At 69.1% G+C, this 26,152-nt stretch carries 23 protein-coding genes, 2 pseudogenes and 1 riboswitch; of the genes and pseudogenes, 11 read left to right on the top strand and 14 right to left on the bottom strand.

The genetic code is table 11. The annotated features are described in order from the left end of the window. Nucleotides 1-129: 129 nt before the first annotated feature. Complete coding sequence (nagB, locus tag IF11_RS0118870) at nt 130-912, top strand: glucosamine-6-phosphate deaminase (protein ID WP_030352805.1); 783 nt, start codon at nt 130-132, stop codon at nt 910-912. A gap of 89 nt (nt 913-1,001) precedes the next feature. On the opposite strand, the gene IF11_RS0118875 is transcribed toward nagB, so the two are convergent. The 4 genes from IF11_RS0118875 to IF11_RS0118890 form a co-directional block, all read right to left on the bottom strand. After that, on the bottom strand, nt 1,002-2,558 hold the full coding sequence (locus IF11_RS0118875; RefSeq protein WP_030352806.1) for a glycoside hydrolase family 3 protein: 1,557 nt from the start codon (nt 2,556-2,558) through the stop codon (nt 1,002-1,004). A 4-nt stretch (nt 2,559-2,562) separates the two neighbouring features. Beyond that, nucleotides 2,563-3,468 (bottom strand): carbohydrate ABC transporter permease, encoded by a 906-nt coding sequence (locus IF11_RS0118880; protein WP_030352807.1) that lies wholly within the window; start codon nt 3,466-3,468, stop codon nt 2,563-2,565. Beyond that, complete coding sequence (locus IF11_RS0118885) at nt 3,465-4,460, bottom strand: carbohydrate ABC transporter permease (RefSeq protein ID WP_030352808.1); 996 nt, start codon at nt 4,458-4,460, stop codon at nt 3,465-3,467. The genes IF11_RS0118880 and IF11_RS0118885 overlap by 4 nt, the downstream gene beginning before the upstream one ends. Nucleotides 4,461-4,582: 122 nt before the next feature. Then, complete coding sequence (locus IF11_RS0118890; RefSeq protein ID WP_030352809.1) at nt 4,583-5,881, bottom strand: sugar ABC transporter substrate-binding protein; 1,299 nt, start codon at nt 5,879-5,881, stop codon at nt 4,583-4,585. Between the two features lie 289 nt (nt 5,882-6,170). Between IF11_RS0118890 and IF11_RS0118895 the strand changes: the two genes are divergently transcribed. From IF11_RS0118895 to IF11_RS0118915, 5 genes are all read left to right on the top strand, one after another. Next, complete coding sequence (locus IF11_RS0118895; RefSeq protein WP_030352810.1) at nt 6,171-6,935, top strand: GntR family transcriptional regulator; 765 nt, start codon at nt 6,171-6,173, stop codon at nt 6,933-6,935. A gap of 143 nt (nt 6,936-7,078) precedes the next feature. Continuing rightward, nucleotides 7,079-7,336 carry a DUF3311 domain-containing protein gene (locus IF11_RS0118900; RefSeq protein ID WP_078490771.1) on the top strand — a complete coding sequence of 86 codons (258 nt, stop codon included), beginning with the start codon at nt 7,079-7,081 and terminating at the stop codon, nt 7,334-7,336. Further along, entirely contained in the window at nt 7,333-8,967 is a 1,635-nt protein-coding gene (gene mctP, locus IF11_RS0118905) for a monocarboxylate uptake permease MctP (protein WP_030352812.1), read from the top strand. The genes IF11_RS0118900 and mctP overlap by 4 nt, the downstream gene beginning before the upstream one ends. 97 nt (nt 8,968-9,064) lie before the next feature. Then, nucleotides 9,065-9,235, top strand: a riboswitch (cobalamin riboswitch). Nucleotides 9,236-9,388: 153 nt separating this feature from the next. Then, nucleotides 9,389-11,761: a ribonucleoside-diphosphate reductase subunit alpha gene (locus tag IF11_RS0118910; protein WP_030352813.1), complete on the top strand. Its 2,373-nt coding sequence runs from the start codon at nt 9,389-9,391 to the stop codon at nt 11,759-11,761. Further along, on the top strand, nt 11,761-12,774 hold the full coding sequence (locus IF11_RS0118915) for a ribonucleotide-diphosphate reductase subunit beta (RefSeq protein ID WP_030352814.1): 1,014 nt from the start codon (nt 11,761-11,763) through the stop codon (nt 12,772-12,774). The genes IF11_RS0118910 and IF11_RS0118915 overlap by 1 nt, the downstream gene beginning before the upstream one ends. 21 nt (nt 12,775-12,795) lie before the next feature. Here IF11_RS0118915 and IF11_RS0118920 read toward each other — a convergent pair whose 3' ends face one another. Continuing rightward, complete coding sequence (locus IF11_RS0118920; protein ID WP_051746048.1) at nt 12,796-13,299, bottom strand: ATP-binding protein; 504 nt, start codon at nt 13,297-13,299, stop codon at nt 12,796-12,798. 170 nt (nt 13,300-13,469) lie between these two features. On the opposite strand from IF11_RS0118920, the gene IF11_RS0118925 reads away from it, so the two are divergent. Both IF11_RS0118925 and IF11_RS0118930 read left to right on the top strand, forming a co-directional pair. After that, the gene (locus IF11_RS0118925) at nt 13,470-14,309 is read left to right on the top strand and encodes a helix-turn-helix domain-containing protein (protein WP_030352816.1); all 840 of its coding nucleotides are present in this window, start codon (nt 13,470-13,472) and stop codon (nt 14,307-14,309) included. Next, a complete protein-coding gene (locus IF11_RS0118930; RefSeq protein ID WP_030352817.1) occupies nt 14,306-14,545 on the top strand; it encodes a DUF397 domain-containing protein in 240 nt (79 codons plus the stop codon). Before IF11_RS0118925 ends, IF11_RS0118930 begins: the two co-directional genes overlap by 4 nt. Here IF11_RS0118930 and IF11_RS0118935 read toward each other — a convergent pair. From IF11_RS0118935 to IF11_RS0118945, 3 genes are all read right to left on the bottom strand, one after another. Beyond that, nucleotides 14,520-15,668 (bottom strand): RNA polymerase sigma factor, encoded by a 1,149-nt coding sequence (locus tag IF11_RS0118935; protein ID WP_030352818.1) that lies wholly within the window; start codon nt 15,666-15,668, stop codon nt 14,520-14,522. The genes IF11_RS0118930 and IF11_RS0118935 overlap by 26 nt on opposite strands. A gap of 1 nt (nt 15,669) precedes the next feature. Further along, nucleotides 15,670-16,083, bottom strand: a complete 414-nt coding sequence (locus IF11_RS0118940; RefSeq protein WP_030352819.1) for a YciI family protein — start codon at nt 16,081-16,083, stop codon at nt 15,670-15,672. A gap of 136 nt (nt 16,084-16,219) precedes the next feature. After that, nucleotides 16,220-17,239, bottom strand: coding sequence for an alpha/beta hydrolase (locus IF11_RS0118945; protein WP_051746049.1), 1,020 nt, complete (start codon nt 17,237-17,239; stop codon nt 16,220-16,222). Between the two features lie 276 nt (nt 17,240-17,515). Here IF11_RS0118945 and IF11_RS0118950 point away from each other — a divergent pair, with 276 nt between their 5' ends. Then, nucleotides 17,516-18,280: an SDR family NAD(P)-dependent oxidoreductase gene (locus tag IF11_RS0118950; protein WP_030352821.1), complete on the top strand. Its 765-nt coding sequence runs from the start codon at nt 17,516-17,518 to the stop codon at nt 18,278-18,280. A 174-nt stretch (nt 18,281-18,454) separates the two neighbouring features. On the opposite strand, the gene IF11_RS0118955 is transcribed toward IF11_RS0118950, so the two are convergent. The 3 genes and pseudogenes from IF11_RS0118955 to IF11_RS36775 all read right to left on the bottom strand — a co-directional run bounded on the left by IF11_RS0118955 (nt 18,455) and on the right by IF11_RS36775 (nt 20,873). Beyond that, nucleotides 18,455-19,063: a TetR/AcrR family transcriptional regulator gene (locus IF11_RS0118955; RefSeq protein WP_030352822.1), complete on the bottom strand. Its 609-nt coding sequence runs from the start codon at nt 19,061-19,063 to the stop codon at nt 18,455-18,457. A gap of 96 nt (nt 19,064-19,159) precedes the next feature. Beyond that, nucleotides 19,160-20,011: a phosphotransferase enzyme family protein gene (locus tag IF11_RS0118960; protein WP_030352823.1), complete on the bottom strand. Its 852-nt coding sequence runs from the start codon at nt 20,009-20,011 to the stop codon at nt 19,160-19,162. Nucleotides 20,012-20,247: 236 nt separating this feature from the next. Further along, nucleotides 20,248-20,873: pseudogene (locus IF11_RS36775) on the bottom strand (sigma factor). A 102-nt stretch (nt 20,874-20,975) separates the two neighbouring features. Here IF11_RS36775 and IF11_RS0118970 point away from each other — a divergent pair. Further along, nucleotides 20,976-21,245, top strand: a pseudogene (locus IF11_RS0118970) (helix-turn-helix domain-containing protein); the annotation flags it as partial. Between the two features lie 32 nt (nt 21,246-21,277). Here IF11_RS0118970 and IF11_RS0118975 read toward each other — a convergent pair. Continuing rightward, complete coding sequence (locus IF11_RS0118975) at nt 21,278-22,015, bottom strand: D-Ala-D-Ala carboxypeptidase family metallohydrolase (protein ID WP_030352825.1); 738 nt, start codon at nt 22,013-22,015, stop codon at nt 21,278-21,280. Nucleotides 22,016-22,247: 232 nt separating this feature from the next. Between IF11_RS0118975 and IF11_RS0118985 the strand changes: the two genes are divergently transcribed. Beyond that, nucleotides 22,248-24,293: a transglycosylase domain-containing protein gene (locus IF11_RS0118985; protein WP_078490773.1), complete on the top strand. Its 2,046-nt coding sequence runs from the start codon at nt 22,248-22,250 to the stop codon at nt 24,291-24,293. Here the strand turns inward: IF11_RS0118985 and def are convergent. Beyond that, entirely contained in the window at nt 24,269-24,925 is a 657-nt protein-coding gene (gene def / locus IF11_RS0118990) for a peptide deformylase (RefSeq protein ID WP_030352827.1), read from the bottom strand. The genes IF11_RS0118985 and def overlap by 25 nt on opposite strands. A 178-nt stretch (nt 24,926-25,103) precedes the next feature. Continuing rightward, on the bottom strand, nt 25,104-26,108 hold the full coding sequence (locus tag IF11_RS0118995; RefSeq protein ID WP_030352828.1) for a tetratricopeptide repeat protein: 1,005 nt from the start codon (nt 26,106-26,108) through the stop codon (nt 25,104-25,106). Nucleotides 26,109-26,152 lie beyond the last annotated feature (44 nt).

The following is a 26,152-nucleotide window of genomic DNA, read 5'->3' on the forward strand; positions in this document are numbered from 1 at the left end:
CCACCGGCTGTTCATCACGATAGGAGCACCTGGGCGGGCGTGCCGGACAACCCGGCGGCCCCGGGCACCCCTCTGATAGAATTGGTCTATACCACAAAAGTCTCGTTTCCAGATTGGCAGGGTCCCAGCGTGGAAGTTGTCATCGTCCAGAACGCCGCGGCAGGTGGCGAGCTCATCGCGGACAGCATCGCCGGCCTGCTGCGCCGCAAGCCCGACGCTCTGCTCGGCGTGGCCACCGGCTCGACCCCCCTGCCCATCTACCAGGCGCTGACGGCCAAGGTGCGCTCCGGCGAGGTGGACGCCTCGCGTGCGCGGATAGCGCAGCTGGACGAGTACGTGGGACTGCCCGCGGGCCATCCCGAGTCGTACCGCTCGGTGGTCCTGCGCGAGGTCGTCGAGCCGCTGGGGCTGAGCGAGAGCTCCTTCATCGGTCCCGACGGCGCCGCCGAGGACGTCCAGGCGGCGTGCGAGGCGTACGACCGCGCGCTGGCCGAGGCCGGCGGGGTGGACCTCCAGCTGCTCGGCATCGGTACGGACGGGCACATCGGCTTCAACGAGCCCTGCTCCTCGCTCGCCTCGCGCACCCGTATCAAGACGCTGACCCGGCAGACCCGCGAGGACAACGCGCGCTTCTTCGACAGCCCGGAGGAGGTGCCGCACCATGTCATCACGCAGGGCATCGGCACCATCCTGGAGGCCCGCCATCTGGTGCTGCTCGCCACCGGCGAGGGCAAGGCCGAGGCGATCGCGCAGGCCGTCGAGGGCCCGGTCGCCGCGCTCGTACCGGCCTCCGCGCTCCAACTGCACCCGCACGCCACGGTCGTGGTGGACGAGGCGGCGGCGTCCCGGCTGAAGCTCGCCGACTACTTCCGCGCCACGTTCGCGTCCAAGCCGGACTGGCAGGGCATCTGAGTCCCCCGCGACACCCACGTACGACGGTGCCGGGCCACCCCGCCGAGGGGGCGGCCCGGCACCGTCGTTTCAGCGGCTCTCCCGGACGGTCACTCCCGGCGGCCCGTGATGACCTCCGCGGCGGCCCGTCCACAGACCCGCGCGGCGCCGTGGGTCGCGATGTGGAGCGCGCCCCGGGGCTCCGCGCCGTTCACGCCCATCTCCACCACCACCGTGTCCGGGCGGGCGGCCAGCACGGCGTCCAGCGCGTCGGACATCCAGCGGTGGCGGTGCGCGTCGCGTACGACGACGACGATCGTACGGTCGCCCGCCGCCGCGAGCAGTTCGCCGACCAGCGCCGCCGCCTCCGCACCGGCTGTTCCGGCGCCGCTGTACGAGCCCGTCTCCGTACCGGGAAGCAGCCGCCCCAGCTCCGCCGCGACGCCCCACGGGGTCTCGTCCCCGACGGCGATGTTCGCGAGGGGGGTGAACGCGGCGACGTACGGCGCTTCCGTGAGCGGCTCCGCGCTGCCCGTCACCCGCACGGCGCGGCGGGCCGCGACAAGGCCGATCCCCGTGTCCGGCGCGATCGTGGACGCGGTGCCGGGCGCGGTCCCCTCCTGCGAATCCGCGCCCGGCTCCGAAGCCCCCCTGACCCGCAGCGTCCAGTCGGCGAGTCCGCGCACCCGCGCGGCCGCGTCGGCCAGTCGCTCCTCGGGCAGTTCGCCGTTCCGTACCGCCGCCACCAGCGCGTCGCGCAGCCGCAGCACGGTCTCCTCGTCCGCCAGGCCGCCGCCGACGCAGATGGCGTCGGCGCCCGCGGCGATCGCGAGGACGGAGCCGCGCTCGATCCCGTACGTCGAGGCGATGGCCTGCATCTCCATGCCGTCGGTGACGATCAGGCCCTGGAAGCCCAGCTCCTCGCGGAGCAGACCGGTGAGGATCCGCGGGCTGAGGGTCGCCGGGCGGTCCGGGTCGAGCGCGGGAAGCAGGATATGCGCGCTCATGACCGATTTGGAACCCGTCGCGATGGCCGCGCGGAAAGGCAGCAGGTCGCGGGCGTGCACTGTGTCCAGGTCCACGTCGATACGGGGCATCGCGTGGTGCGAGTCCACGGAGGTGTCGCCATGGCCGGGGAAGTGCTTGGTGCAGGCGGCGACCCCGGCGCTCTGCAGGCCCTCCACATACGCGGCGGTGTGCCGGGCCACGAGCGCCGTGTCGGCGCCGAAGGACCGTACGCCGATGACCGGGTTGTCCTGGTTGGAGTTCACATCCGCCGAGGGGGCCCAGTTGAGGTTGACCCCGCACTCGGCGAGCCGCCGGCCCAGTTCGCGGGCGACGGCCCGGGTCAGGTCCACGTCGTCGACGGCGCCCAGGGCGTAGTTGCCGGGGAAGGACGAGCCGTTCCTGACTTCCAGACGGGTGACATCGCCGCCCTCCTCGTCGATCGCGACGAGGACGTCGTCCCGCTCGGCCCGCAGCCGCTCGGTGAGCGCGGCGAGCTGCTCGGGCGAGGCGATGTTGCGGCCGAAGAGCCCGACGGAGGAGAGGCCCTCGCCGAGGCGGCGCAGCAGCCAGTCGGGGGCGGTCGTACCGAGGAAGCCGGGCTGGAGCACGGCGAGTGCGTCGCGGGTGAGGGTGTCCGTAGTGCTTACGAGGGTCGTCATCGGCCTAGCCCTTCACTGCGCCGGAGGTGAGGCCGGTTGCCATGTACTTCTGCACCAGCAGGAAGAAGGCCACGACCGGGATGGCGATCAGGGTCGAGGCGGCCATCAGGGCTCCGTAGTCGATGCCGCGCGAGGTGGTGAAGTTCATCAGCCACACGTTCAGCGTGTACTTGTCATTGTCCTGAAGGACGACATAGGCGAGGAGGTACTCGTTCCACGCCGTGATCAGGGAGAAGATCGCCGCCGCCGCGAGACCGGGGGCGAGCAGCGGGAAGGTGACCCGCCAGAAGGCTCCCATCCGGCTGCAGCCGTCCACCATCGCGGACTCCTCCAGCTCCGGCGGGATGTTGACGATGAAGCCGCGGATCATCCAGGTCGCGAAGGGCAGCGTCGAGACCAGATAGATGACGATGACGCCCCAGTACTCGTTCAGCCCGCCCAGGTCGTTGAGCTGGATGTAGATGGGGATCAGCATCGCGGTCGGCGGCAGCAGCTGCACGACGAGCAGCACGATCATGAAGAACTTGCGGCCGCGGAAGCGGAAGCGGCCGATGGCGAAGGCGGCGATGGTGGCGAGCAGCATGCCGCCGATGACCGCGACGCCGCAGACGATCAGGCTGGACTGGATGGCCGTGCCGAAGTTCGGCTGGTCGATGGCCCGCTGGAAGTTGTCGAGGGTGAGCGACGAGGGCCAGAGGGTCTGGTCGTAGCTGCGGATCTCGTGGTTCGGCCGCAGGGCGCTGATGATCAGCCAGTAGACCGGGAAGGCCATGAGGACGAACACGGCCAGGCCCACGATGTTGTAGACGAGCCGGTTCTTCTTGCGGTCCTGGCGCAGGACCTGCGGGGTGGCAGGACCGGTGCCCCGCTCGGTGTCCGGGCGGAGGGCCTGGGAGGTGGAGGCGCTCATTCGACCTCTCCGATCTTGAGCAGCTGACGCAGGTAGTACACGGCGACACCGGAGAGCAGCAGAACCGTGATGAGGGAGATGGCCGCCCCCTGGCTGAACGAGTTGGACTCGAAGGCCTTCTCGAACGAGTAGATCCCGAGGACCGAGTACTCCGGCTCCGGCTTGTTGCCGCGGATCAGGAAGATCTGGCCGAAGATATTGAAGTCCCAGAGGACGGACAGCGTGGCCACCATCTGGAACACCGGCTTGATGACCGGCCAGGTGACATAGCGGAAGACCCCGGCCACGCCCGCGCCGTCGAGGGCCGCGGCCTCCTCCAGCTCCCGGGGTACCTGGGTGAGCGCCGCGTAGAGCGTGACGGCGACAAAGGGGATGGCGCCCCAGACGACGACGGCCCCGATGATGAGGAAGCCCTGCTTGGGGTCGAGGAACCAGTTGTGACCCTGGGCGTCGATCCCGAGGTACTTGGTCAGCACCATGTTCAGGACGCCGTAGTCGGAGTCGGCGAACCAGCGGAAGATGGACGTCGCCACGAGCAGCGGCATCGACCAGGCGGCCACCAGCGCGGCGGTGAGCAGCAGACGTACCCAGGTGTCCATGCGCTGCATCAGCATGGAGATACCGAGCCCGATCCCCATCGTGGCCACCACACAGGCGACCATGAAGATGACGGTCCGCCAGACGACGGCCCAGAACTCGCCGTCGCCGAGGATATTGGTGAACTGCTCGAAGCCCACCCAGGGAGCGGCCTCCCCGGTCCACAGCTCACGGCGGCCGACGTCCTGGAAGGACATGAGGATCGTCTTGATGAGCGGCCAGACGAATACGGCGGCGATCGCGACGAACGCGGGAGCTATCAGGAGGTACGGCAGCAGCGCGCCGGCCTTGCGCCGCTTGCGCTGCCCGCCCGCGGGCGGCTGGGAGCCGGATCTCTCGGGGACGCGTGCGACGGCTACCGGAGGGTCGGCTGCTTTCATGTCGGCGGCACTCACTGTGCTGGCCTTCCGTTCGGACCTGGTACCGGAGGACGGGGGGCGGCGGAGCCCTCGCGGGCCCGCCACCCCCCGTAGGCGATCAACAGAGTCGGAGACTCGGACGCTCGTCGGACTCGGACTCAGGATTCTTCGTTGATCAGCTGGTTGATCTCCGCGTCGGCCGCCTTCGTGGCGTCGGCCACCGACTTGCCCTTGATGATGTCGAGCAGCATCACCTCAAGGGTTTCCTTCTTCTCGATGGCCGTCCAGCCCGGGGCGATCGGGGTGAACCACGCGTCCGGGACGGCGTTGGCGATCGGCGCGGTCTCCGGCTTCGCCTTCAGCGGCTCCAGCTGCTTGGTGTTGTTCGGCAGGATGTTCTTGGAGGCGAGGACCTCCTGCGACTTGGCGCTGGTGAAGGCCGCGATCCACTCCTCGCCGAGGTCCTGGACCTTGGACTTGGAGATGGTGGCGAGGTCGGAGCCGCCGATGAAGGACGGCAGGGCCTTGCCGTCGGGGCCGGGCATACCGGCCGTGCCGATCTTGTCCTTCAGCTTCGGGTTGCCGTTCGTGGCGGAGTCGACGACGCTGCCGGCCTCCCAGCCGTTGCCGTAGAGAAGCGCGGTCTTCTCGTTGGCCATGACGTTGGCGTGGTCCGCCTCGTCCTTGGTCTTGTCGCCGTGGTTGTACTTCTTCACCAGGTCGACGAAGTGCTGGATGCCCTTCTGGGCCTCCGGGGTGGAGAGGGTGGCCTTCCACTCCTTCGCGCCCTCGTCGTACTTCGCTATCTGACCGCCGTACGCCGCTACGTAGGACATCGCGGCGTACCAGTAACGGCCCGGCAGGTAGAGCGGCGAGAACGCCTTGTCCTTGCCGTACTTGGCGCCGACCTTGTCGAGCGCCGTGGCCAGCTCGGCCTCGGTGGTGGGCAGCTGGTCCGAGCCGGTACCGGCCTTGAACATGTCCTTGTTGTAAATGGCCACTCGCGCACCGGCGTAGTACGGCACGCAGTACTGCTTGCCCTCGAAGGCGCAGGTGTCCTTCAGGCCCTTGATCCAGGTGTCCGAGTTCTCGTACTTCTTCGGGTCGATCTCGCCGAGCGCGCCGTTGAGGATGTACGTCATGGTCTCGGTGTTGCCGAGCTCGACGACATCGGGGTACTTGTCGCCGGCCAGCGCCGCGTCGAGCTTCTTGGCCTTGTCCGCCCACTGCTGGTACTGGACCTTGACCGTCACATTCGGATACTTGGTCTTGAACTGCGCGTTGACATCCTTGACCAGCTCCGGCCAGGTGCTCTGCGCGTCCGACATGAGCCAGACGGTCAGCGTCTCCTTACGGTCCTTGGGATCCTTCGACGCCGTGCCTTCATCCGAACCACACGCGGCAATACCGGCCATCATGCCCGCGACGCCGACCGCCGCGATGAGCTTGCGCTTCACGCCACCCTCCTCAGGGATGCCTGCAACCCCTGCCCACCGCGAAGACCGCGAAGACGTACGACGTGTACTGCTGGGGCTGGGACCTGGTCTTTAATGGTTTAGACCAGTACGGGGAGCTTGGCCTAGACCTTTAGGGGTGTCAAGGGTGTATAAGAAGGGCAGTCGTGTCCGTTATCGGACCGACACCTGAGGCAGGGCGACGACCCGTGGCCGGACCGTGCCACCATGTGAGCCGCGACAGACGGAGGAGCCGGTGACGGCAGCAGCACAGGAGTCGGGAAGGCAGGCCATGGCCACGGACGGGGGCGGTACGGAGAGCGAGAGCGGGCCCGCCACCCGTACGGCACGCGTGCCCAAGTACTACCGGTTGAAGCGGCACTTGCTCGATATGACGGAGACGCTGCCGCCGGGTACGCCGGTGCCTCCGGAGCGTACGCTCGCCGCCGAGTTCGACACCTCGCGCACCACCGTGCGCCAGGCGCTCCAGGAGCTGGTGGTCGAGGGCCGGCTCGAACGCATCCAGGGCAAGGGCACGTTCGTCGCCAAGCCCAAGGTCTCGCAGGCGCTCCAGCTCACCTCGTACACCGAGGACATGCGGGCCCAGGGCCTGGAGCCGACCTCGCAGTTGCTGGACATCGGCTATGTCACCGCCGATGACACCCTGGCCGGGCTGCTGGACATCACCACCGGCGGGCGCGTGCTGCGGATCGAGCGGCTGCGGCTGGCCAGCGGGGAGCCGATGGCCATCGAGACCACCCACCTTTCGGCCAAGCGCTTCCCCGCGCTGCGCCGCTCCCTCGTCAAGTACACCTCGCTCTATACGGCGTTGGCGGAGGTGTACGACGTCCATCTGGCCGAGGCCGAGGAGACCATCGAGACCTCGCTGGCCACCCCGCGCGAGGCCGGGCTGCTCGGTACGGATGTCGGGCTGCCGATGCTGATGCTCTCGCGGCACTCCCTGGACGCGGCCGGTGAGCCGGTGGAGTGGGTACGGTCCGTCTACCGCGGCGACCGCTACAAGTTCGTGGCCAGACTGAAGCGCCCGGCCCGCTGAAGGGCCGGCACCCGCTGCCCGGCGCGCCCCCGTCCGCATACCGTTGACGTAACGACCTGCGGACAGGGGGTGACGCTGACCAGCGCCTTCGCTTAGATTTCCTGCGCGTTACCACAGGCGATCAACGAGGGAACGGAGCCGCGATGCCAGAAGTTCCGGACGAGAAACCACCCCCCACGGTCACCCCCGGGCGGGTGATCATCGCCCTCTGTCTCCTCGCGCCCTTCGTGACGTTGCTCTGGGTCGGGTCCTACGCGAAGATCGAGCCGACCTTCATCGGCATCCCCTTCTTCTACTGGTACCAGATGCTCTGGGTCCCGGTCTCCGCGGTCCTCACGATGACCGCCTACCAGCTGTGGAAGCGTGACCAGCGCTCCCGCGAGGGAGGTGCGTCGAAATGAAGGACGGCGTGAACGGCGTGGCACTCGCCGTCTTCATCTTCTTCTTCGTGGCCGTCACGGTCATGGGGTTCCTGGCGGCCCGCTGGCGCAAGGCCGCCAACGAGAACAGCCTCGACGAATGGGGCCTGGGCGGCCGGTCGTTCGGCACGTGGGTCACCTGGTTCCTGCTCGGCGGCGACCTCTATACGGCGTACACCTTCGTGGCCGTACCGGCGGCGATCTACGCGGCGGGCGCGGCCGGCTTCTTCGCCGTGCCCTACACGATCCTGGTCTACCCGCTGATCTTCACGTTCCTGCCCCGGCTCTGGTCCGTGTCGCACAAGCACGGATACGTGACCACCTCGGACTTCGTACGGGGCCGGTTCGGATCGAAGGGCCTGTCGCTGGCGGTCGCGGTCACCGGCATCCTCGCGACGATGCCGTACATCGCGCTCCAGCTCGTCGGCATCCAGGCGGTGCTGGACGTGATGGGCGTCGGCGGCGGTGAGAACACCCACTGGTTCATCAAGGACCTGCCGCTGCTGATCGCGTTCGGTGTGCTCGCCGCGTACACCTACTCGTCGGGGCTGCGGGCGCCCGCGCTGATCGCCTTCGTCAAGGACACGCTGATCTACATCGTGATCATCGTGGCGATCATCTACATCCCCATCAAACTGGGCGGGTTCGACGACATCTTCGCCAAGGCCGGCGACGCCTTCGCGCAGACCAACCCGGCGACCGGCCAGCCACGCGGCTCCCTCGCGCCGGGCGAGGCCGGGCAGTGGGGCTACGCCACGCTGGCGCTCGGTTCCGCGCTCGCGCTCTTCATGTATCCGCACTCCATCACGGCGACGCTCTCCAGCCGCAGCCGCGAGGTGATCCGGCGCAACACCACGATCCTGCCGCTGTACTCACTGATGCTGGGCCTGCTGGCGCTGCTCGGCTTCATGGCGATCGCCGCCGGGGTCAAGGTGGACAACGGACAGCTGGCGATCCCGCAGCTCTTCGAGACGATGTTCCCCGACTGGTTCGCGGGGGTGGCCTTCGCGGCCATCGGTATCGGGGCGCTGGTGCCGGCCGCGATCATGTCGATCGCCGCGGCGAATCTCTTCACCCGCAATATCTACAAGGACTTCATCAGGCCGGACGCGACACCCGCACAGGAGACCAAGGTCTCGAAGCTGGTCTCGCTGCTGGTGAAGGTGGGCGCGCTGGTCTTCGTCCTGACCATGGACAAGACGGTCGCCATCAACTTCCAGCTGCTGGGCGGGATCTGGATCCTCCAGACGATGCCGGCGCTGGTCGGCGGCCTCTTCACCCGCTGGTTCCACCGCTGGGCGCTGCTCGCGGGCTGGGCGGTCGGCATGGTGTACGGCACGGCGGCGGCGTACGGCGTGGCCAGCCCGACCCAGGCGCACTTCGGCGGCTCCTCCAAGGAGATCCCCGGCCTGGGCGAGATCGGCTACATCGGCCTCACCGCGTTCGTGCTCAACGTGGTGGTGACGGTGGCGCTCACCTTCGTCCTCCGCGCCGTCAAGGCCCCGGAGGGCACGGACGAGACGAGCCCCTCCGACTACACGGCGGACGCGGGCGACCCGGGCGTCAAGACCGAACTGCCCGCGCCGACCTCGGGTGGTCCCGGAGGCCACTGACCGGCCGGTGCCCGGCTCGACGGGCCGCCGGATCCCTTGCTACGAAGGGGATCCGGCGGCCCTTTCGCTGTCCGCGCGAACCCGGACAGGATGACGCACGACACAACATCTGGGGGGTGTCTCCCGAACCAGCCCCCACATGTATGCTCGACCTCGCTGTCAACGCAGGGGAATCCGGTGCGAATCCGGAACTGTCCCGCAACGGTGTGATGTGGTGTGCTTTGCCATACCCACGAGTCCGAACACCTGCCGACAGTGCGTCCGGTTCGACCGAATCGGACGCCGAGACGTCCGGGCCTCGTGGATGGGCCGGTGGGCGCCGTACGCCGTGCTGCCCGGATCCGGGCCGTACGGACACGTACCGCGAAGACAAGCCCGCTCCCCTCCCGACGGCCCAGAGCCGAGCGAGGGAGAGCACCACGTGACCATCGCGCCAGCCGATCCGGCTTCAGGCATCTCCGAGGCCGCCGTGCAGGCGGCCGACGGACCCGGGACCGCACTGCTGCGGACCCTGACGGACCTGACCGCCGATCTGCCCGACACCGACCCCGGAAGAGTCGCCGCCGCCGCGCTGCGCGGCCGTAACGCCCGGTCGGACGAGGCCGAGCTGCGCGAGCTCGCCACAGAGGCGGCCGCGGGGCTCATCTCCGAGGACCCCGCCTACTCCCGGCTCGCGGCCAGGCTGCTGACCCGCACGATCACCGACGAGGCCGCGGGCCAGGGCGCCGTGGCGTTCTCCGCGTCCGTCGCGGTCGGCCACCGCGAGGGCCTGATCGCGGACCGTACGGCCGGCCTCGTCACGCTGCACGCCGATTTCCTCGACGCGCTCATCGACCCGGCCGCCGACGACCGCTTCGGCTACTTCGGACTCCGGACCCTCTACAGCCGCTATCTGCTCCGCCACCCGATCACCCGCCAGGTCATCGAGACCCCGCAGCACTTCATGCTGCGCGTCGCGTCCGGACTGGCCGAGGACGAGAGCGTCCGCGCGCTCGACGAGGTCGCCGCGCTCTACCGGCTGATGAGCCGGCTGGACTACCTCCCGTCCTCCCCCACCCTCTTCAACTCCGGTACGCGCCACCCGCAGATGTCCTCGTGCTATCTGCTGGACTCCCCGCTGGACGAGCTGGACTCGATCTACGACCGGTACCACCAGGTGGCGCGGCTTTCAAAGCATGCGGGCGGGATCGGCCTGTCGTACTCCCGTATCCGTTCTCGGGGTTCGCTGATCCGGGGCACCAACGGGCACTCCAACGGCATCGTCCCGTTCCTGCGCACCCTCGACTCCTCGGTCGCGGCCGTCAACCAGGGCGGCCGGCGCAAGGGCGCGGCCTGCGTCTACCTGGAGACCTGGCACGCGGATCTGGAGGAGTTCCTCGAACTGCGCGACAACACCGGTGAGGACGCCCGCCGTACGCACAATCTGAATCTCGCGCACTGGATCCCGGACGAGTTCATGCGCCGGGTCGAGTCGGACGGCGTCTGGTCCCTCTTCTCCCCCGTCGACGTCCCGGAACTGGTCGACCTGTGGGGCGACGCGTTCGACGCCCGGTACCGCGAGGCGGAGGCCGCGGGCCTGGCGCGCAAAACCATCCCGGCGCGCGAGCTGTACGGCCGGATGATGCGCACCCTCGCCCAGACCGGCAACGGCTGGATGACCTTCAAGGACGCCTCGAACCGTACGGCGAACCAGACCGCCGAGCCCGGCCGCGTCGTCCACTCCTCCAATCTCTGCACGGAGATCCTGGAGGTGACGGACGACGGGGAGACGGCCGTCTGCAACCTCGGCTCCATCAACCTCGGTGCATTCGTGCTGGAGTCGGGCGAGCTCGACTGGGAGCGGCTGGACGAGACCGTCCGTACGGCCGTGACCTTCCTCGACCGGGTCGTGGACATCAACTTCTACCCGACCGAGCAGGCCGGCAACTCCAACGCGAAGTGGCGCCCGGTGGGCCTGGGCGCGATGGGCCTCCAGGACGTCTTCTTCAAGAAGCGGCTGCCCTTCGACTCCGCCGAGGCCGCCGCCCTCTCCACGAAGATCGCCGAACGGATCATGCTCGCCGCGTACGAGGCGTCCTGCGCGCTCGCCGAACGCAACGGCCCGCACCCCACCTGGTCCCAGACGCGCGCCGCGCGCGGGGTGCTGCACCCCGACCACTACGACGTGGAGCTGAACTGGCCGGAGCGCTGGGACGCCCTGCGCGCCCGGATCGCCACGACCGGCATGCGAAACTCCCTGCTTCTCGCGATCGCTCCGACGGCGACGATCGCCTCGATCGCGGGCGTGTACGAGTGCATCGAGCCGCAGGTCTCCAACCTCTTCAAGCGCGAGACGCTCTCCGGGGAGTTCCTCCAGGTCAACTCCTACCTGGTGGACGAACTGAAGCGGCTCGGTGTCTGGGACGCGCAGACGCGCGAGGCACTGCGCGAGTCGAGCGGCTCGGTGGCGGGCTTCAGCTGGATCCCGGCGGAGGTGCGCGAGCTGTTCCGTACGGCGTGGGAGATCCCGCAGCGCGGCCTGATCGACATGGCCGCCGCCCGTACGCCGTTCCTGGACCAGAGCCAGTCGCTGAACCTGTTCCTGGAGACGCCGACCATCGGGAAGCTCAGCTCGATGTACGCGTACGCCTGGAAGAAGGGTCTGAAGACGACGTACTACCTGCGCTCGCGCCCGGCGACGCGTATCGCGCGGGCGGCACGGGCGTCCGTACCCGTACCCGCGCAGATGACGCCCGACGAGGACGCCATCGCCTGCTCCCTGGAAAACCCCGAGTCCTGCGAGGCCTGCCAGTAATGACCACTTCGGAAAAGAACCTCCTGGACCCGGGCTTCGAGCTGACGCTGCGGCCCATGCGCTACCCGGACTTCTACGAGCGCTACCGCGACGCGATCAAGAACACCTGGACGGTGGAGGAGGTCGACCTCCACTCCGACGTCGCCGACCTCGCCAAGCTCTCCCCCGGCGAGCAGCACATGATCGGCCGGCTGGTCGCGTTCTTCGCGACGGGCGACTCGATCGTGTCGAACAACCTGGTGCTGACGCTCTACAAGCACATCAACTCCCCCGAGGCGCGGCTCTATCTCTCGCGCCAGCTCTTCGAGGAGGCCGTACACGTCCAGTTCTATCTGACGCTGCTGGACACGTATCTGCCCGATCCGGAGGATCGCGCGGCGGCCTTCGACGCGGTGGAGGAGATCCCGTCGATCCGCGAGAAGGCGCAGTTCTGCTTCAAGTGGATGGACTCGGTCGAGACGATCGACCGCCTGGAGTCGAAGGCCGACCGACGGCGCTTCCTGCTGAATCTGATCTGCTTCGCGGCCTGTATCGAGGGGCTGTTCTTCTACGGCGCGTTCGCGTACGTCTACTGGTTCCGCTCGCGCGGCCTGCTGCACGGCCTGGCCACCGGCACCAACTGGGTGTTCCGCGACGAGACGATGCATATGAACTTCGCGTTCGAGGTCGTGGACACGGTACGCAAGGAGGAGCCGGACCTCTTCGACGACGCCCTTGAGCAGCAGGTCACGGACATGCTGAAGGAAGCGGTCGAGGCGGAGCTGCAGTTCGGCCGCGACCTGTGCGGCGACGGCCTGCCGGGCATGAACACGGAGTCGATGCGCGAGTACCTGGAATGCGTCGCGGACCAGCGCCTCCAGCGGCTGGGCTTCCCGGCGGTCTACGGCTCGCAGAACCCGTTCTCCTTCATGGAGCTCCAGGGAGTCCAGGAGCTGACGAACTTCTTCGAGCGCCGCCCGTCGGCGTACCAGGTCGCGGTCGAGGGCACGGTCGGCTTCGACGACGACTTCTAGACCTATTCGGCCGGACAGGGCCTAGGCCCGCCGGTAGTCGACCTCAGCCCAGACGGTCTTGGTGGTGTACGGATCACGCACGCACCAACCCCACCGGTCGGCATACGCGGCCACGAGCAGCAGCCCGCGCCCGTTGGTCGCGTCCGGTGGGGGCGGGTGCGAAATGCCCGGAACTCGGGGGAGCCGGTCGGGCCGCGTATCAAGGACCTCGATCCGGACGACGACGGCCGAGAGCGCCAACCGCACCTCGAAGTCCCGCCCGGGGGTACGGCCATGAGTGACGGCGTTCGCGGCCAGCTCGGCGATGACGGCGACGACCACGGCGCCGGTGGACGTCGTACGCGGAATCCCCCACTCCTCCAACTGCTGCGCGGCGAGCAACCGCGCGAGCCGCGCGCCGCGATGGCTGGAACTGAGCCTGATCCGGGAGGGCGGATACAGGGGCGAAAGCGGCGGAGGAGCGGCGAGTTGGGCGGGGGCGGTCGGCTCCGTCGGGGCGATCAGGGAGGCAATTTCCGACTTCATAGGGTAACCGTCCCGTCACGCGGCTAGCGTGACCAGGGCGGACGAAGGTACCTGTACGGCATGTACGAACGGGGTGCGTTTCTGTACGGGTCAGGGGCGGTGACGGACGCTCCGCCGCGCGCGTTCGCATATGAACCACATTCGCACATCGGCGCATTGGGGTGTGAGGCATGGGAACCAGCCGTCAGAAGAAGCAGCGAGCGCAGGACGACGACCGGCCGGGCGTCTGGGTCGCGTACGGAAAACTGGTCAAGCTCTGGCGTAACAAGTCCGGCTTGACACAGCAGGAACTCGCAGAGGCGGTGGGCTACTCGTGCGACCAACTCGCCTCGATCGAGCAGGGCCGGCGGCCGGCGAAGTCCGCGTTCACGGACGCGGCGGAGGGGGTGCTGAGCGCGGGCGGGACGCTGGCAGTGCTCCAGGACGACGTGGACCTGGCGAAACTTCCGTTGTTCTTCCAGGACTTCGCGCTGATCGAGACGGAGGCGGTGAGCAGGTTCTCCTTCGATCCACTGATGATCCCCGGGCTGCTCCAAACCGAGGAGTACGCGCGTGCGCTGTTCTCGGAGCATTGCCCACCGCTCAGCGACGAGACCATCGAGCAGCATGTGGAAGCCAGGCTCAGCCGACAAAAGCTGCTGACGCGGACGCCCATGGTGGAGACGTGCTTCATCATCGGTGAGGCGGCCCTGACCAGCACCGTGGGCGACGACGATGTGATGAGGGCGCAGCTTCAACACCTGTTGAAGCAAGGGGCGATGCGCAATGTTGAAATCCAGGTCATGCCTTCGGATCGCAGCTTCCACCCGGGACTCAGCGGACCTATGGTCATTGTGGAGACCCTGGAGCACCGCCGGGTCGGCTACATCGAGTCCCAGGGGGTGGGATTGGTGGTCACCGACGCCGCAACCGTCAGTGCCTTCGGCCTGCGCTATGGCAAGCTGCGCACGCAGGCCCTGAATGTGGAGGAGTCTGCGGATCGGATCAAGCGTGTGGCAGGAGAATCATGAGTATTGAACTGACGTGGTTCAAGAGCAGCTACAGCGGCCCGGAGGGCGGGGACTGCGTAGAGGTGGCGTGGTTCAAGAGCAGCTACAGCGGTTCTGCTGGCGGCGACTGCGTAGAGGTAGCCATCGCCCCCACCACCGTCCTCATCCGCGACTCAAAAACGGCGCAGGGCCCCATACTCCACATCCCCGCCGCCCCCTGGAACGCCTTCATCACCTTCGCGTCCCGCGGGCGTTGAGCCGGGCGGCCTGGCGCGTCAGGTGGTCGCGTTCGGCGAGGTTGGGTGCCTTTTGGGCCGCCTCGGCGTACAGCCGTGCCGCCATCGTCAGGTCGCCGTCGCGCTCGTGGAGGTACGCCGCCACGGCGGTGTGGCGGGGCAGTGATTCGTCCAGCGCCGCGAGCGCCGCCAGGCCGGCGCGCGGGCCGTCGGCCTCGCCGACGGCGACCGCGCGGTTGAGCCGGACGACCGGGCTGTCGGTCAGGCGCGCGAGCTCGTCGTACCACTCGACGATCTGCACCCAGTCGGTCTCCTCGGCGGTGGGCGCGTCGGCGTGGAGTGCCGCGATGGCGGCCTGGGCCTGGAACTCGCCGAGCCGGTCGCGGGCGAGGGCCGCCTGAAGGATCTCGACGCCCTCGGCGATCGACCCGGTGTCCCACCGGCCTCGGTCCTGCTCGGCGAGCGGTACCAGGCTGCCGTCGGGCGCGGTCCGGGCAGCGCGCCGGGCGTGGTGGAGCAGCATGAGGGCGAGCAGCCCCGCCACCTCGGGGTGGTCGATCGCGGCCGCGAGCTGCCGGGTGAGCCGGATGGCCTCGGCGGCGAGGTCGACGTCGCCGGAGTAGCCCTCGTTGAAGACCAGGTAGAGGACGCGCAGCACGGTGGCGACGTCGCCGGGCTGGTCGAACCGTACGCCGGAGACGGTGCGCTTGGCCCGGCTGATCCGCTGCGCCATGGTCGCCTCGGGCACCAGGTAGGCCTGGGCGATCTGGCGGGTGGTCAGCCCGCCGACGGCGCGCAGCGTGAGCGCGACGGCGGACGACGGCGTCAGCGACGGGTGGGCGCACAGGAAGTAGAGCTGGAGCGTGTCGTCCACCGCGGGCGCGGGACCGGGCGCCGGCTCCTCGTCGACGAGGTCCTCACGCCGGCGGCGGGCGGTGTCCGCCCGGGTCGCGTCGAGGAACCGGCGCCAGGCCACGGTGACCAGCCAGCCCTTCGGGTCCCGTGGCCGGTCGGCCGGCCAGACGCGGACCGCCTCGACCAGCGCGTCCTGCACGGCGTCCTCGGCCGCCGCGAAGTCGGCTCCGCGGCGGACGAGGATCCCGAGCACGCTCGGCGTGAGGCTCCGGAGCAGGACCTCGTTCACTTCAGTGGCACTCCGTGATGGTGGGCTGCGCGCCCAGGAACGGGCGCAGCTCCAGCCACTCGTGGATCGGCTTCCCGCCCGCCCCGGGGGCGGCCGACAGTTCGCCGGCCAGCTCGACGGCGCGCTCGTAGCTGTCGACGTCGATCACCATCCAGCCGGCGATGAGGTCCTTGGTCTCGGCGAACGGGCCGTCGGTGACCGGCGGGCGACCCTCGCCGTCGTACCGGACGAACGTCCCCTCGGGGGCGAGCGCCTGACCGTCGACGAACTCGCCGGTCCCCTCAAGCCGGGCCGCGAAATCCTGCATGTACTGGACGTGGGCCGAGATCTCCTCCGGGGTCCACTGGTCCATGGGGACGTCGTTGACCGCGGCCGGGGCGCCGCGGTAGTGCTTGAGCAGCAGGTACTTGGCCATGGTGCTTCTCCTCGGTGCTGGTGCGACCCATTGTGGTCGCGTTCACTGCGGGGACGGAGCCAGGCACGGGTTCTCGACATCGCCGTCCAAGATTTTTTGGACTGAGGAGGACGCCTTCGCGCCTCGCAGCACATCGTCACCGCGCGAGGACCCGCCGGAGCCAGCGGATCCGGGCGTCGCGTGCGTCCTGGCTGAGCGCGGCCCGTGGTGCCAGGCTGTCGAAGCCGTGGTAGGCGCCGGGCCATACATGTAGTTCGGCCTGGCCGCCGGCCTGCCAGATCGCGTTCGCGTAGGCCACGTCCTCGTCCCGGAACATCTCGGCCGATCCGACCTCGATATACGCCGGGGGGAGTCCGGAAAGGTCCGTGGCACGGGAGGGGGCCGCGTAGGGCGCCAGGTCCGCGGCGCCGTAGCGCTCGCCCAGCAGTGCCTTCCACGCGGTCGCGTTGGAGGTGCGGTCCCACGTACCGAGGCCCGTCATCTGATGACTGGAGAAGGTGATGTCGCGGTCGTCGAGCATCGGGCACAGCAGCAGTTGTCCCAGTGGCCGGGGGCCGCCACGGTCACGGGTCAGCAGGGCGAGGGCCGCGGCGAGGCCGCCGCCGGCGCTTTTGCCTCCGATGATGACGCGGTCCGCGTCGATGTCCAGTTCGGCCGCGTGCCCGGCCGCCCAGACGAGTCCGGCGTAGCAGTCCTCCAGCGGTCCCGGGTACCGCGTCCTCGGTGCCAGCCGGTATTCGACCGAGATGACGGCCAGTTCCAGCGGGAGGGCCCACTCGCTAAGGATCCGCGGAAGCACGGACCACGCGTTACCCATAATCATTGCTCCGCCGTGCATGTAGTACAGCAGCGGCAGCGGCCCCGTGAGGCCGGCGGGCCGCGCGCTCACGAGCGTGACGTCCGGCCCGTCCGGCGGTCCCGGCACACAGAGCTCCGCCACCTCGAAACGGCCGTCGGCACGCAGGTCCTCGGCCGTCGGCCTGGGCCGGGCCGCGGCGTCCCGCTCCTGCCGGGCCGCGAGATTGCGCGGGGTGACCGACTCCCTCGGCTCCTTGCCCATGGCCGTGAGCGCGACACTCAGTTCGGGGTCGAAGGGAGGCACCACCCTCGGCGTCGGGACACAGCCCGACGCCGACGGCGCGCGACGGACACTCATGGCCTGCCTCCCGGTCGAAACGGCTCGGCAGCGCATCGGCGCACCTGGGGCAGCACTCGCGCGAGATCCATACGGCGCAGCCAATCACTCCGCCCGGCGGCACGGCCACTCAAACCCGGACCACAGGTCGCGACCCGCACTTTTGGACTTGCGAGTCCAATTTCATCGTCGCACAGTGGCACCGCACCCTGGCTGTCCAGGGCCCCGTCCGGTCGAAGGCGGCATGCGGTTCGGCCGTTCGGGTTCACGGTGGAGAACCAAGCAACGGAGTGGACCATGTCGATGCGACTTGAGGGCAAGACCGCCCTGGTGACCGGAGCGACCAGCAACATCGGGCGTGCGATCGCGGAGGCCTTCGCCGCCGAGGGGGCGTACGTCGTCGTCTCGGGACGCAGTGCCGATCGCGGCAAAGAGGTCGTCGACGGGATCCGCTCGCGGGGCGGCCGCGCCGACTTCGTGCAGGCCGACCTGGACGGAAGCGCCGCCGCCTCGCAGGCGCTGGCCCAGCAGGCGACGCAGGTCCTCGGCGGCCGTATCGACGTTCTGGTCAACAACGCCGGCATCTTCCCCGGCGACACCACGGCGGACACCGACGAGAAAACCTTCGACCAGGTCTACGCGGTCAACGTGAAGGCTCCGTTCTTCCTGACCGCGGCCGTCGCACCCACGATGGTGGAGGCCGGCGGCGGAGCGATCATCAACCTGGGCTCCTGGATCGCGCGCTTGGGCATTCCGGTCGGCGCCCTCTACAGCTCCACCAAGGGGGCCGTGGAGACCCTGACCCGGGCCTGGGCGGCGGAGTTCGGGTCGCAAGGTGTTCGGGTGAACGCGATCTCCCCAGGCGTGGTGCAGACGCCCGCACCCGGAGAGGTCCACACCGGCGAGATCATGATGAAGGGCACCCCCGCGGGCCGGACCGGCACCCCCGACGCCATCGCGAACGCCGCGGTGTATCTGGCCGGCGACGAGTCCTCATTCGTGCACGGCATCGTGCTCGACGTCGACGGCGGCCGTACCACCGCCGCCGTGATCGCCGGCTGACGCACGGCACCGGCCCCGGGAGCGCCCAGGGGCGGGTGGATTCGGTGAAGCAGCCCGCCCCCCGTTCTCATGTCCGGACCCGGACGTGCCGCGCGCAGGGCCGGTGCACCGTGGCTGGGCATGATCGGCGCGCCCGGCCTGAGGGGTTGCGCGCGTGAATCGGCCGACGCCGGCTCACGCCACGGCGCTGCCCGCGCGGCGCAGGTCCGCGATCCCTTGATCGAGAGCGACACGCAAGTGCGTGGACCGACCCGTCGACAGCAGGATCGACACGCCCCCCTGGATCGCGGCCAGAAGCGCCGCGGCCCTCACGTCCACATCGAGTTCGGCGGGAAGCCTGCCCGTCGCCTGCAGCCGCCGGATGCCCACCGCCAGGCTCTCCTGCCAGCGGCGTAGCAGCTCGATCACGATCGCCCGTGCCCCGGGAGTCGAACGCCCGACCTGAAGGAACAGCGCCCCCAGCGGACACTGGTCCCCCTGTTCCTCGTAGCGCTTGATCACCGCGTCACGCCAACGCTCCCAAGCCTCCCACGAGTCAAGGCGGCCCAGATAAGGCTGCTGGTCTTCCAGGACTTGATCCGCCTCGAACTGGGCCACCGCGACGAGCAGTTCGTCCTTGCCGGCTGGGAAGTAGTGGAACAGTTGGCTCTTGCTGGTGCGAGTCCGCGCCATGATGTCGTCCAGCGTCGCCGAGCCGACGCCCTTCTCCCGTAGCACCGCCGCAGCCCCCTCGACGATGCGGCTCCGCGTCGCCTTCCCCTTCGCCGTCAGCTCCCCGGGCATGGCCCGCCTCCCTATAATGGACTGCACAGTCCATTATAGTCCGGCTTCGCGCACCTTGTGCATAGTGTCCCCGGCCACGACTTCGAAGGCCCGCGATCAGCCACGGGTATCCAGCCCGTAGCGATCGAGCGCTGCTCGCATCTGGCTGAGCCACTCTGTGCCGAGCCGGCGCCCGTTGGGGAGTTGGTCGCCTCGATCCCAGCGCCACGTTGTGATCATCGCCAGCACGAGGATCCTGCACTCGCGTAGCAAGCCTTGGTTGACACCCGGATAGTGCTCGCTGACTTCTTCGGGCGCATGGGCGAGGTCGAATTCGACAGGTCCACGGCAGCACGTCTCGAAGTCTATGAACAGCAGCCCGTTCTTCGTGGTCAGCACGTTGCCCGGGTGCGGCTCGCCGTGCAGTAGCTGCTCGGCTCCGCCGCTCTCACCGATGGCTCGTCTCAGGCTTTGTAACGTGTTGCCGAGAAGCTCCCGGTCCGCGTCGGCGAGCGCCGGCGTACGGTCGCGGCTTGCCACGAGCTGTTGGGCCTGCTCGACTCGATCCGTGAAATGCGGCGTGGGGATATCGAGCTTGCGCATGCCGGCATGCAGCCGCTTGAGCGCATTGGCGTAGTCCGCTGGTAAGACCTCTTGAGGTGTCGCAGGTTCGTAGTAGGTCCATAGCGTGACCACATAGCCATCACGCTCATAGACGCGCGGCTCCACTTGAGGGTCAAGAGCAGCCACCGGGCTCCCGGATTCGGCAAGCCGTTGAGCAAGCTCGATTTCGAACTGTGCGACCTGGTGCGCTACAGGTGCCACGCGGGCCAGTACGTCACAAGGCAGCAGACGCAGACTGAGCTTGTTCGAGTCATGAAGAACGATCGCGTCGTCGACTGTCAGGCCAAGTGATGAGGCGGTCGACATGGCTGCGGCTACTGCACGCGGGACCTCCGATGCCTGCATCGTCTCCCGGCCCCCTCTCCATTGAGCGCTGCCGTACTCCCCAAGCGGTGCAATCTGGGGCACCGTATCAAGTTGTCGGCAGAGAGCCGCGGTTGAGCCTGAGGGGCCTCGCGTTTTCCGGACAGTCGTCTGCCCGTTGATTTCACGCCCGTGACTCAACCGCGCCCACGACCACGCGTTCCTTCCTGGACGTCGGTCGCCCCGCGCCGATGGGGTCGCTTGTCCAAGCCTTCGACTCATCCAGCGTTCCGGCGACCTACCGGCTCTGGCGGGACGTGGGGCTGCCGACGGGCCCGCTTCACCTCGCGGTCGATGGCCGAGGCGTCGGCGACCGGCCCGATGTGGCCGATCTTGTCGGGATTGATCACCCCGCGGACGGTCTGGATCCGCCCGTCGAGCACATCGAGGGCCATGATGTGGAGCACCTTGCCGTCCCGGTCGCGGAAGATCGCGCCGGGCTGGCCGTTGATCTCGTGCGGCTCGAACGACACGTCGATCCGGATCAGCAACGGGAAGACCGTGCCCAGCACCCGGGCAGCAGCAGCGCCGCCATCGACACCGAGTCGGCCAGCTCCACCGACCGCGCCGGGTCCTGATACGGATCGCTCAGCAGCGGCTCGGGAAACCACGGCCCGGCATACTCCTCCCGCCGCACCCGCGCGGAACGCAGTACATCGATCGAGATCCGTGTCACCGCGGCCGACAGATAGGCCTTGGTCGACGTGGGCCGGGTCGCCGAGCCGTCGAAGCGCAGCCATGTCTCCTGCACCGCGTCCTCGGCCTCACCCACACTGCCCAGAATCCGATAGGCGATCGAGAACAGCAGCGACCGCAGCTCCTCGAACTCCTCGACCTTGCTCACGCCGGATCCCCTCCCTCTGAAGCCTTCCCACTCGGCCGTACTCGCCGCTCAGTGGAACTGCCCGGGCTCGTAGTCGCCGGCCGGCTGCCGGGTGATGACATTCAGCCGGCCGAGCGCGCCCATATGTCGCCGCGCACGTTCGCCCGCCGCTTCCAGCAGGAGACGGGGACCACCCCGTACCGCTGGCTGCTGCGCCAGCGGGTGCTGCTGGCGCAGGAGTTGCTGAAGGCGACGGACGAGACGGTGGACAGCGTCGCCGGCCGGGCCGGGTTCGGGAACTCGGCCGGGCTGCGCCATCACTTCCTGCGGACGCTCGGGACGACCCCGAACGCGTACCGCCGTACGTTCCAGGGCCCCTCGCACGCCGCGTGAGGCCCCGGACCTCATCCAGAAGACGTGACTACTCAGATGCCGCAGCTCGGCGCCGACCAGAAGCGGCTCGGCCGGTGGTCGACATGCGCGTGGTCGTCGTGGCCCGGGTAGCCGGGGCCGAGGATCCCGTTGAAGCCGTGGTTACGGGCCGTCTGTGCCAGCGTGCAGAGCGAGTGCGGTCCCGAGCCGAGGTCGGCCGCGTCCCCGTACAGATGGCGGCTGCCCGCCGCCCCGCCGACCGCGTTGTTGCACGCCGTTGAGCGGAAGCCGCTGGTGACCCGGAGCGGCTGGTCGCCCAGCGCGTGCCGCATCGCCTCCAGCTTCCACATCGTGCGCAGGGCGTTGGACTTGGCGGTGGCCGCGTCGACCGCGCCGCCCGCCCATGTGCTGTTGCAGGTGTTCAGCTCGGCGTAGCTGAAGTGGATCGGGGTGCAGTCGTCGTCCTGGAGCTCGTAGAGCTTGCTGAAGGTCGCGGGGCCCGCGACCCCGTCGGCCGCCAGCCCGTACGCGGACTGGAAGCGCTTCACCGCGGCGGTGGTCGCTGGGCCGTACGAGCCGTCGATGGCGAGTACGGCGCCGGTGCCCGGATAGCCGGCCACCCGGATCTGGAGCTGGGTGACATCGACGCCCGAGGCGCCCTGCGAGAGAGTGCGGGACCACGTGTAGCAGCCGTCGGCGTGCGCCGTACCGGCCGTGGCGAGCGCTCCGGCCCAGGCGAAAGACATGACCATGACAAGACTGAGCAACAGTCGGGCGGTTCGTCTGAGCATCGGATCTCCCTCGAACGGAGCGGAAACGGGGCTGGGTTGTACGCAGAGATTGGCGTACGGGTCGACGCGCGTCAACCGGTCCCCACCACGGTGGAACGCAAATGAAGGAGCACCAATCCGGATGTGGAGATTCCGCGAACGAACCAACCGCGACCACTACGCGGAGATCTACCCGGCCGAGTTCGCCATCCCCCCGAATGGCGGCTCATGATCGAGGAGGTCCGCACCCCCCATGAGGCTGCCCCGCATACGCCGCGCGAACCGCACAGACCAGTCCGACAGCTCAGACCGGTCCGACCACACGGAAAACCCGTCCGCCGGCGACGACGCCCCGCCCGGCCCCCACCGTTCGCGACGCATCGACTTCCCCCGGGCCGGCCGGCACGGCCCGCGGCGCTGGCTGCCCTCCTGGAAGCTCGTCTCCGGCCTGTTCCTGCTCTCCGTCGGCGCGCTCACCGGCCTCTTCGTCGCCATCTACCTGAACGTCGAGATCCCGGACGAGCACGACTCCGCGCGCCGGCAGGCCACCGTCTACTACTGGGCGGACGGCAGCCGGATGGTGAGCGTCGGCGATGTGAACCGGCAGGACATCACCCTCGCGCAGGTGCCCAAGTCCCTCCGGAGCGCGGTCATCGCGGCGGAGAACGCGGACTTCTACAGCGACGCGGGCGTCTCGGTGACGGGCATCGCCCGCGCCGCCGTGAACATCGTCAAGGGCAAGGAGACCCAGGGCGGTTCCACGATCACCCAGCAGTATGTGAAGAACACCTATCTGAGCCAGGACCAGACCGTCAGCCGCAAGATCAAGGAGCTCTTCCTCTCCCTGAAGGTCAGCAACCAGAAGCCCAAGTCCGAGATTCTCCAGGGCTATCTGAACACCTCGTGGTTCGGCCGCGACTCGTACGGCGTCCAGGCCGCCTCGTACGCGTATTACGGCGTCCCCGCCAAGGATCTGAACCCCGGTCAGGGCGCGCTGCTCGCCACGCTCCTCAAGGGCGCGGACAGTTACGACCCCGCCCTCAGCCCCGCGAACCACAAACGCGCCAGGGAGCGGTGGAGCTGGATCCTGGACCGTCAGGTCGAGACCGGCTCGATGAGCGCCGAGGAACGCGCGAAGTACACCTCCTTCCCCGAGCCGAAGCCGCCCGTCAAGCCGACCAGCCAGGCGGGACAGACCGGCTATCTCATCGACATCACCAACAAGTACATCAAGAGCCGCACGGGAATCACGGACAAGGATCTCGCCGGTGGCGGCTACCGCGTCCACACCACCTTCGAGAAGGACAAGGTGCGCGCGCTGACCAAGGCCGTCGAGAAGGTACGCGCGGAGCGTCTGGACCCGGAGAAGCGCGCGGCCGACCGGCATGTGCAGGTCGGCGCGGCCTCCGTACGGCCCGAGGACGGCGCGATCGTCGCGGTGTACGGCGGGTCCGACGCCATCGAGCACTTCAGCAACAACGCGGACACCTCGGGCGTGCCCGCGGGCTCCGCGTTCAAGCCCTTCGTGTACGCCGCCGCCCTGGAGTACGGCAGCGCCCGGAAGCAGGAGGCCGCCCGGGCCGCCGGCCGCGACGCGCGGCGGCCCGTACCGACGATGACGGCGGAGCCGATGTCGTGGGTGGACCTCACCGGGCCCCTGGTGGACTCGGACAACACCCCGTTCGTGCAGACCGGCAAGCAGATCGGGCTGGAGACGGTCAAGAAACTGGCGGTCGCGTCCGGGCTCCGCGAGGAGAGCATGGCCAAGCTGGAGCCGACGTTCTCCATCGGCACCTCGACCCCCAGCGCCGTCCGGCTGGCCGGCGCCTATACGACCTTCCTCAACGGGGGCCGGGCGACCGAGCCGTACTCGGTGACCAGGATCGAGCGGGACGGGGTCGCGGTCGAGGGCTTCGAGAAGCCCGAGGCACGGCGCGCGATGGAACCGCACGTGGCCGCCACCGTCGGCGCGGCGCTCCAGCAGGTGGGCTGGAGCGCCCTCGGACCACCGAAGGACCGGAAGATCTACTACCCGGTCCTGGCCGGCAAGACCGGTCCCAACGACCGGATGAAATCAGCCTGGTTCATCGGCGCCACCGAGGAACTGAGCACCTCGGTCACGATGTTCCGTACGAAGCCCGACGTCCCGAACCTGCTTCCCATGCAGGGCGTGGGCGGCCCCGACTCCGAGCGGGGCAGCGCGTTCCCGCCGCTGATCTGGGCGGAGTACCAGCGCACGGCGGTGCCCCCGCCGTCGCTCGCGGAGGCGGTCCCTCAGGGGTTGGGAACGGTCTCGTAGCGCGGGGTGTTCTCCGCCATCTGCCGGAGCGCGTCCTTGCGGTCGCGCTTCGAGAGCCGGTCGATGTACAGATACCCGTAGAGATGGTCCGTCTCGTGCTGGAGGCAGCGGGCGAAGTAGCCCGTGCCGCGCACCCTGACGGGCTTGCCCTGGGCGTCCTGGCCGCGCACCACCGCGTAGTCGGGGCGCGGGAGCGACGCGTACGCCGTCGGTACGGAGAGGCAGCCCTCGCTGGAGTCGTCGAGATGGCGCTCGGCGGGCGGCAGCTCCTCCAGCACCGGGTTGCAGATGGCGCCGACGTGCCGTACGCCGTCGTCGTCCGGGCAGTCGTAGACGAAGACCTTCAGGTCCACACCGATCTGGTTGGCGGCCAGGCCCACGCCCTCGGCGGTGTGCTGGCTGGCGAACATGTCGTCGATCAGCGCGGCGAGCTCGTCACCGAACTCCGTGACGTCCCGGCACTCCTTGTGGAGCACCGGATTCCCGACGACGGTGATCGGGCGGGACGTGCCGCGCTCCCGGTGCGCCAGCTCGCGCGCCTCGGCGTCCTCCGTGTCCACGACGAACCCGTCCCCCGGCTCCGCCACCGGGGTCCCACTGTCGATCCGCTGGTCCGTCTCCTGCTGCGCCATGTCCGCAGTACGCCTTCCTCGGTACCCGATGCTGCCTGCACGATCCGTGCGATGTGCCCATACAGCCTAAGGGCAGCCCTCGGGGAGTCTCAGCACGTTCCCGGCAGACGGACCCGGCGGATCTCCCCCATGGCGCGCCCCCACAGGGTCCTTATGGCGCGCGTCCCCGCCAGGGCTCTCAGCAGACCTCTTCGAGATCGCGCCACTCGCGGGTGTCCGGGCTGTCGGCGACCCAGCCGTCCAGCAGGCCCCGAACCAGCGCCGCCGGGGCCGCGATCCCGCACTCGCGCTCGGGGGCCCACAGGTCGCCGGCCGTACGGTGGCCCAGCGGCCCCGGATGGCCCGGCTCGCTGTGGTCGTGCGGGTCGAGATGCTCGCCGTCGCCCTCGGCGCTCGGCATCCGGGACTCCGAACAGGCCCGGCAGAGGAGCCGTACGGACGACGACCAGTCCTCGGCGGCGAATCCCGCGTCGGCGGCCAGCCGCTCCAGGGCGTCCCTGTCCTCCTCGGTCGCCGCCTCCAGCAGCACCACCCAGGTGGGCACGGGCGAGGGGGCCCACAGCTCGATCTCGTCGAAGACCGGATAGGCGCGGGTGGTGCCGTCCGGGCTCGATGCCGTCGTACGTTCACCGTTCGGTACGCCGTCGTGCAGGACGACCTCGCCCCAGCGCCTGCCCGACGACGGCAGCGGGATCGAGAGCACTTCTATTCTGGCCGGGTCGAGCCTGCGGCCCCAGACGACCTCGGCCTCGCCCTCCGGCGAGAGCCTGACGGCCGCGCTGCCCAGCTCCATGCCGTCGGGCTCGCCGTTGGCCTCGACGGTGTGCGGATTGCCCGGCACCCGCAGTCCGTACGCCTGCCAGGCGCGGCGCGCCAGCGGCCAGTCCTGGAGCGCGGTGGCCGCGATCCCGACGTTCCACCAGTCGGGCGCTCCGGTCTCCTTGTCCAGCAGGGCGACGGCGCGCAGCCCGGCGGCGCGCGCCTGCTCCCAGTCGTGCCGGAACTTGTGCAGCAGCGCCAGATTGAACCAGGACTCGGAGAGCCAGGGCTCCAGATCCGCCGCGCGCGTCAGCAGCGCCCCCGCGTCCTCGTACCGGCCGTCACCGATCAGCGTGAACGCGCGGTCGGTGGCCTGCCGCCACGAGGCGGAGGGCCGATGCCGTACCTTCCCGAAGATCCTCACGATTCCCGCCTGCCGGTCGTTCGGGTCAGTGCCCCCGGACACCA

The sequence above is a fragment of the Streptomyces scopuliridis RB72 genome (genome assembly GCF_000718095.1).
Taxonomy (GTDB): Bacteria; Actinomycetota; Actinomycetes; order Streptomycetales; family Streptomycetaceae; genus Streptomyces; species Streptomyces scopuliridis.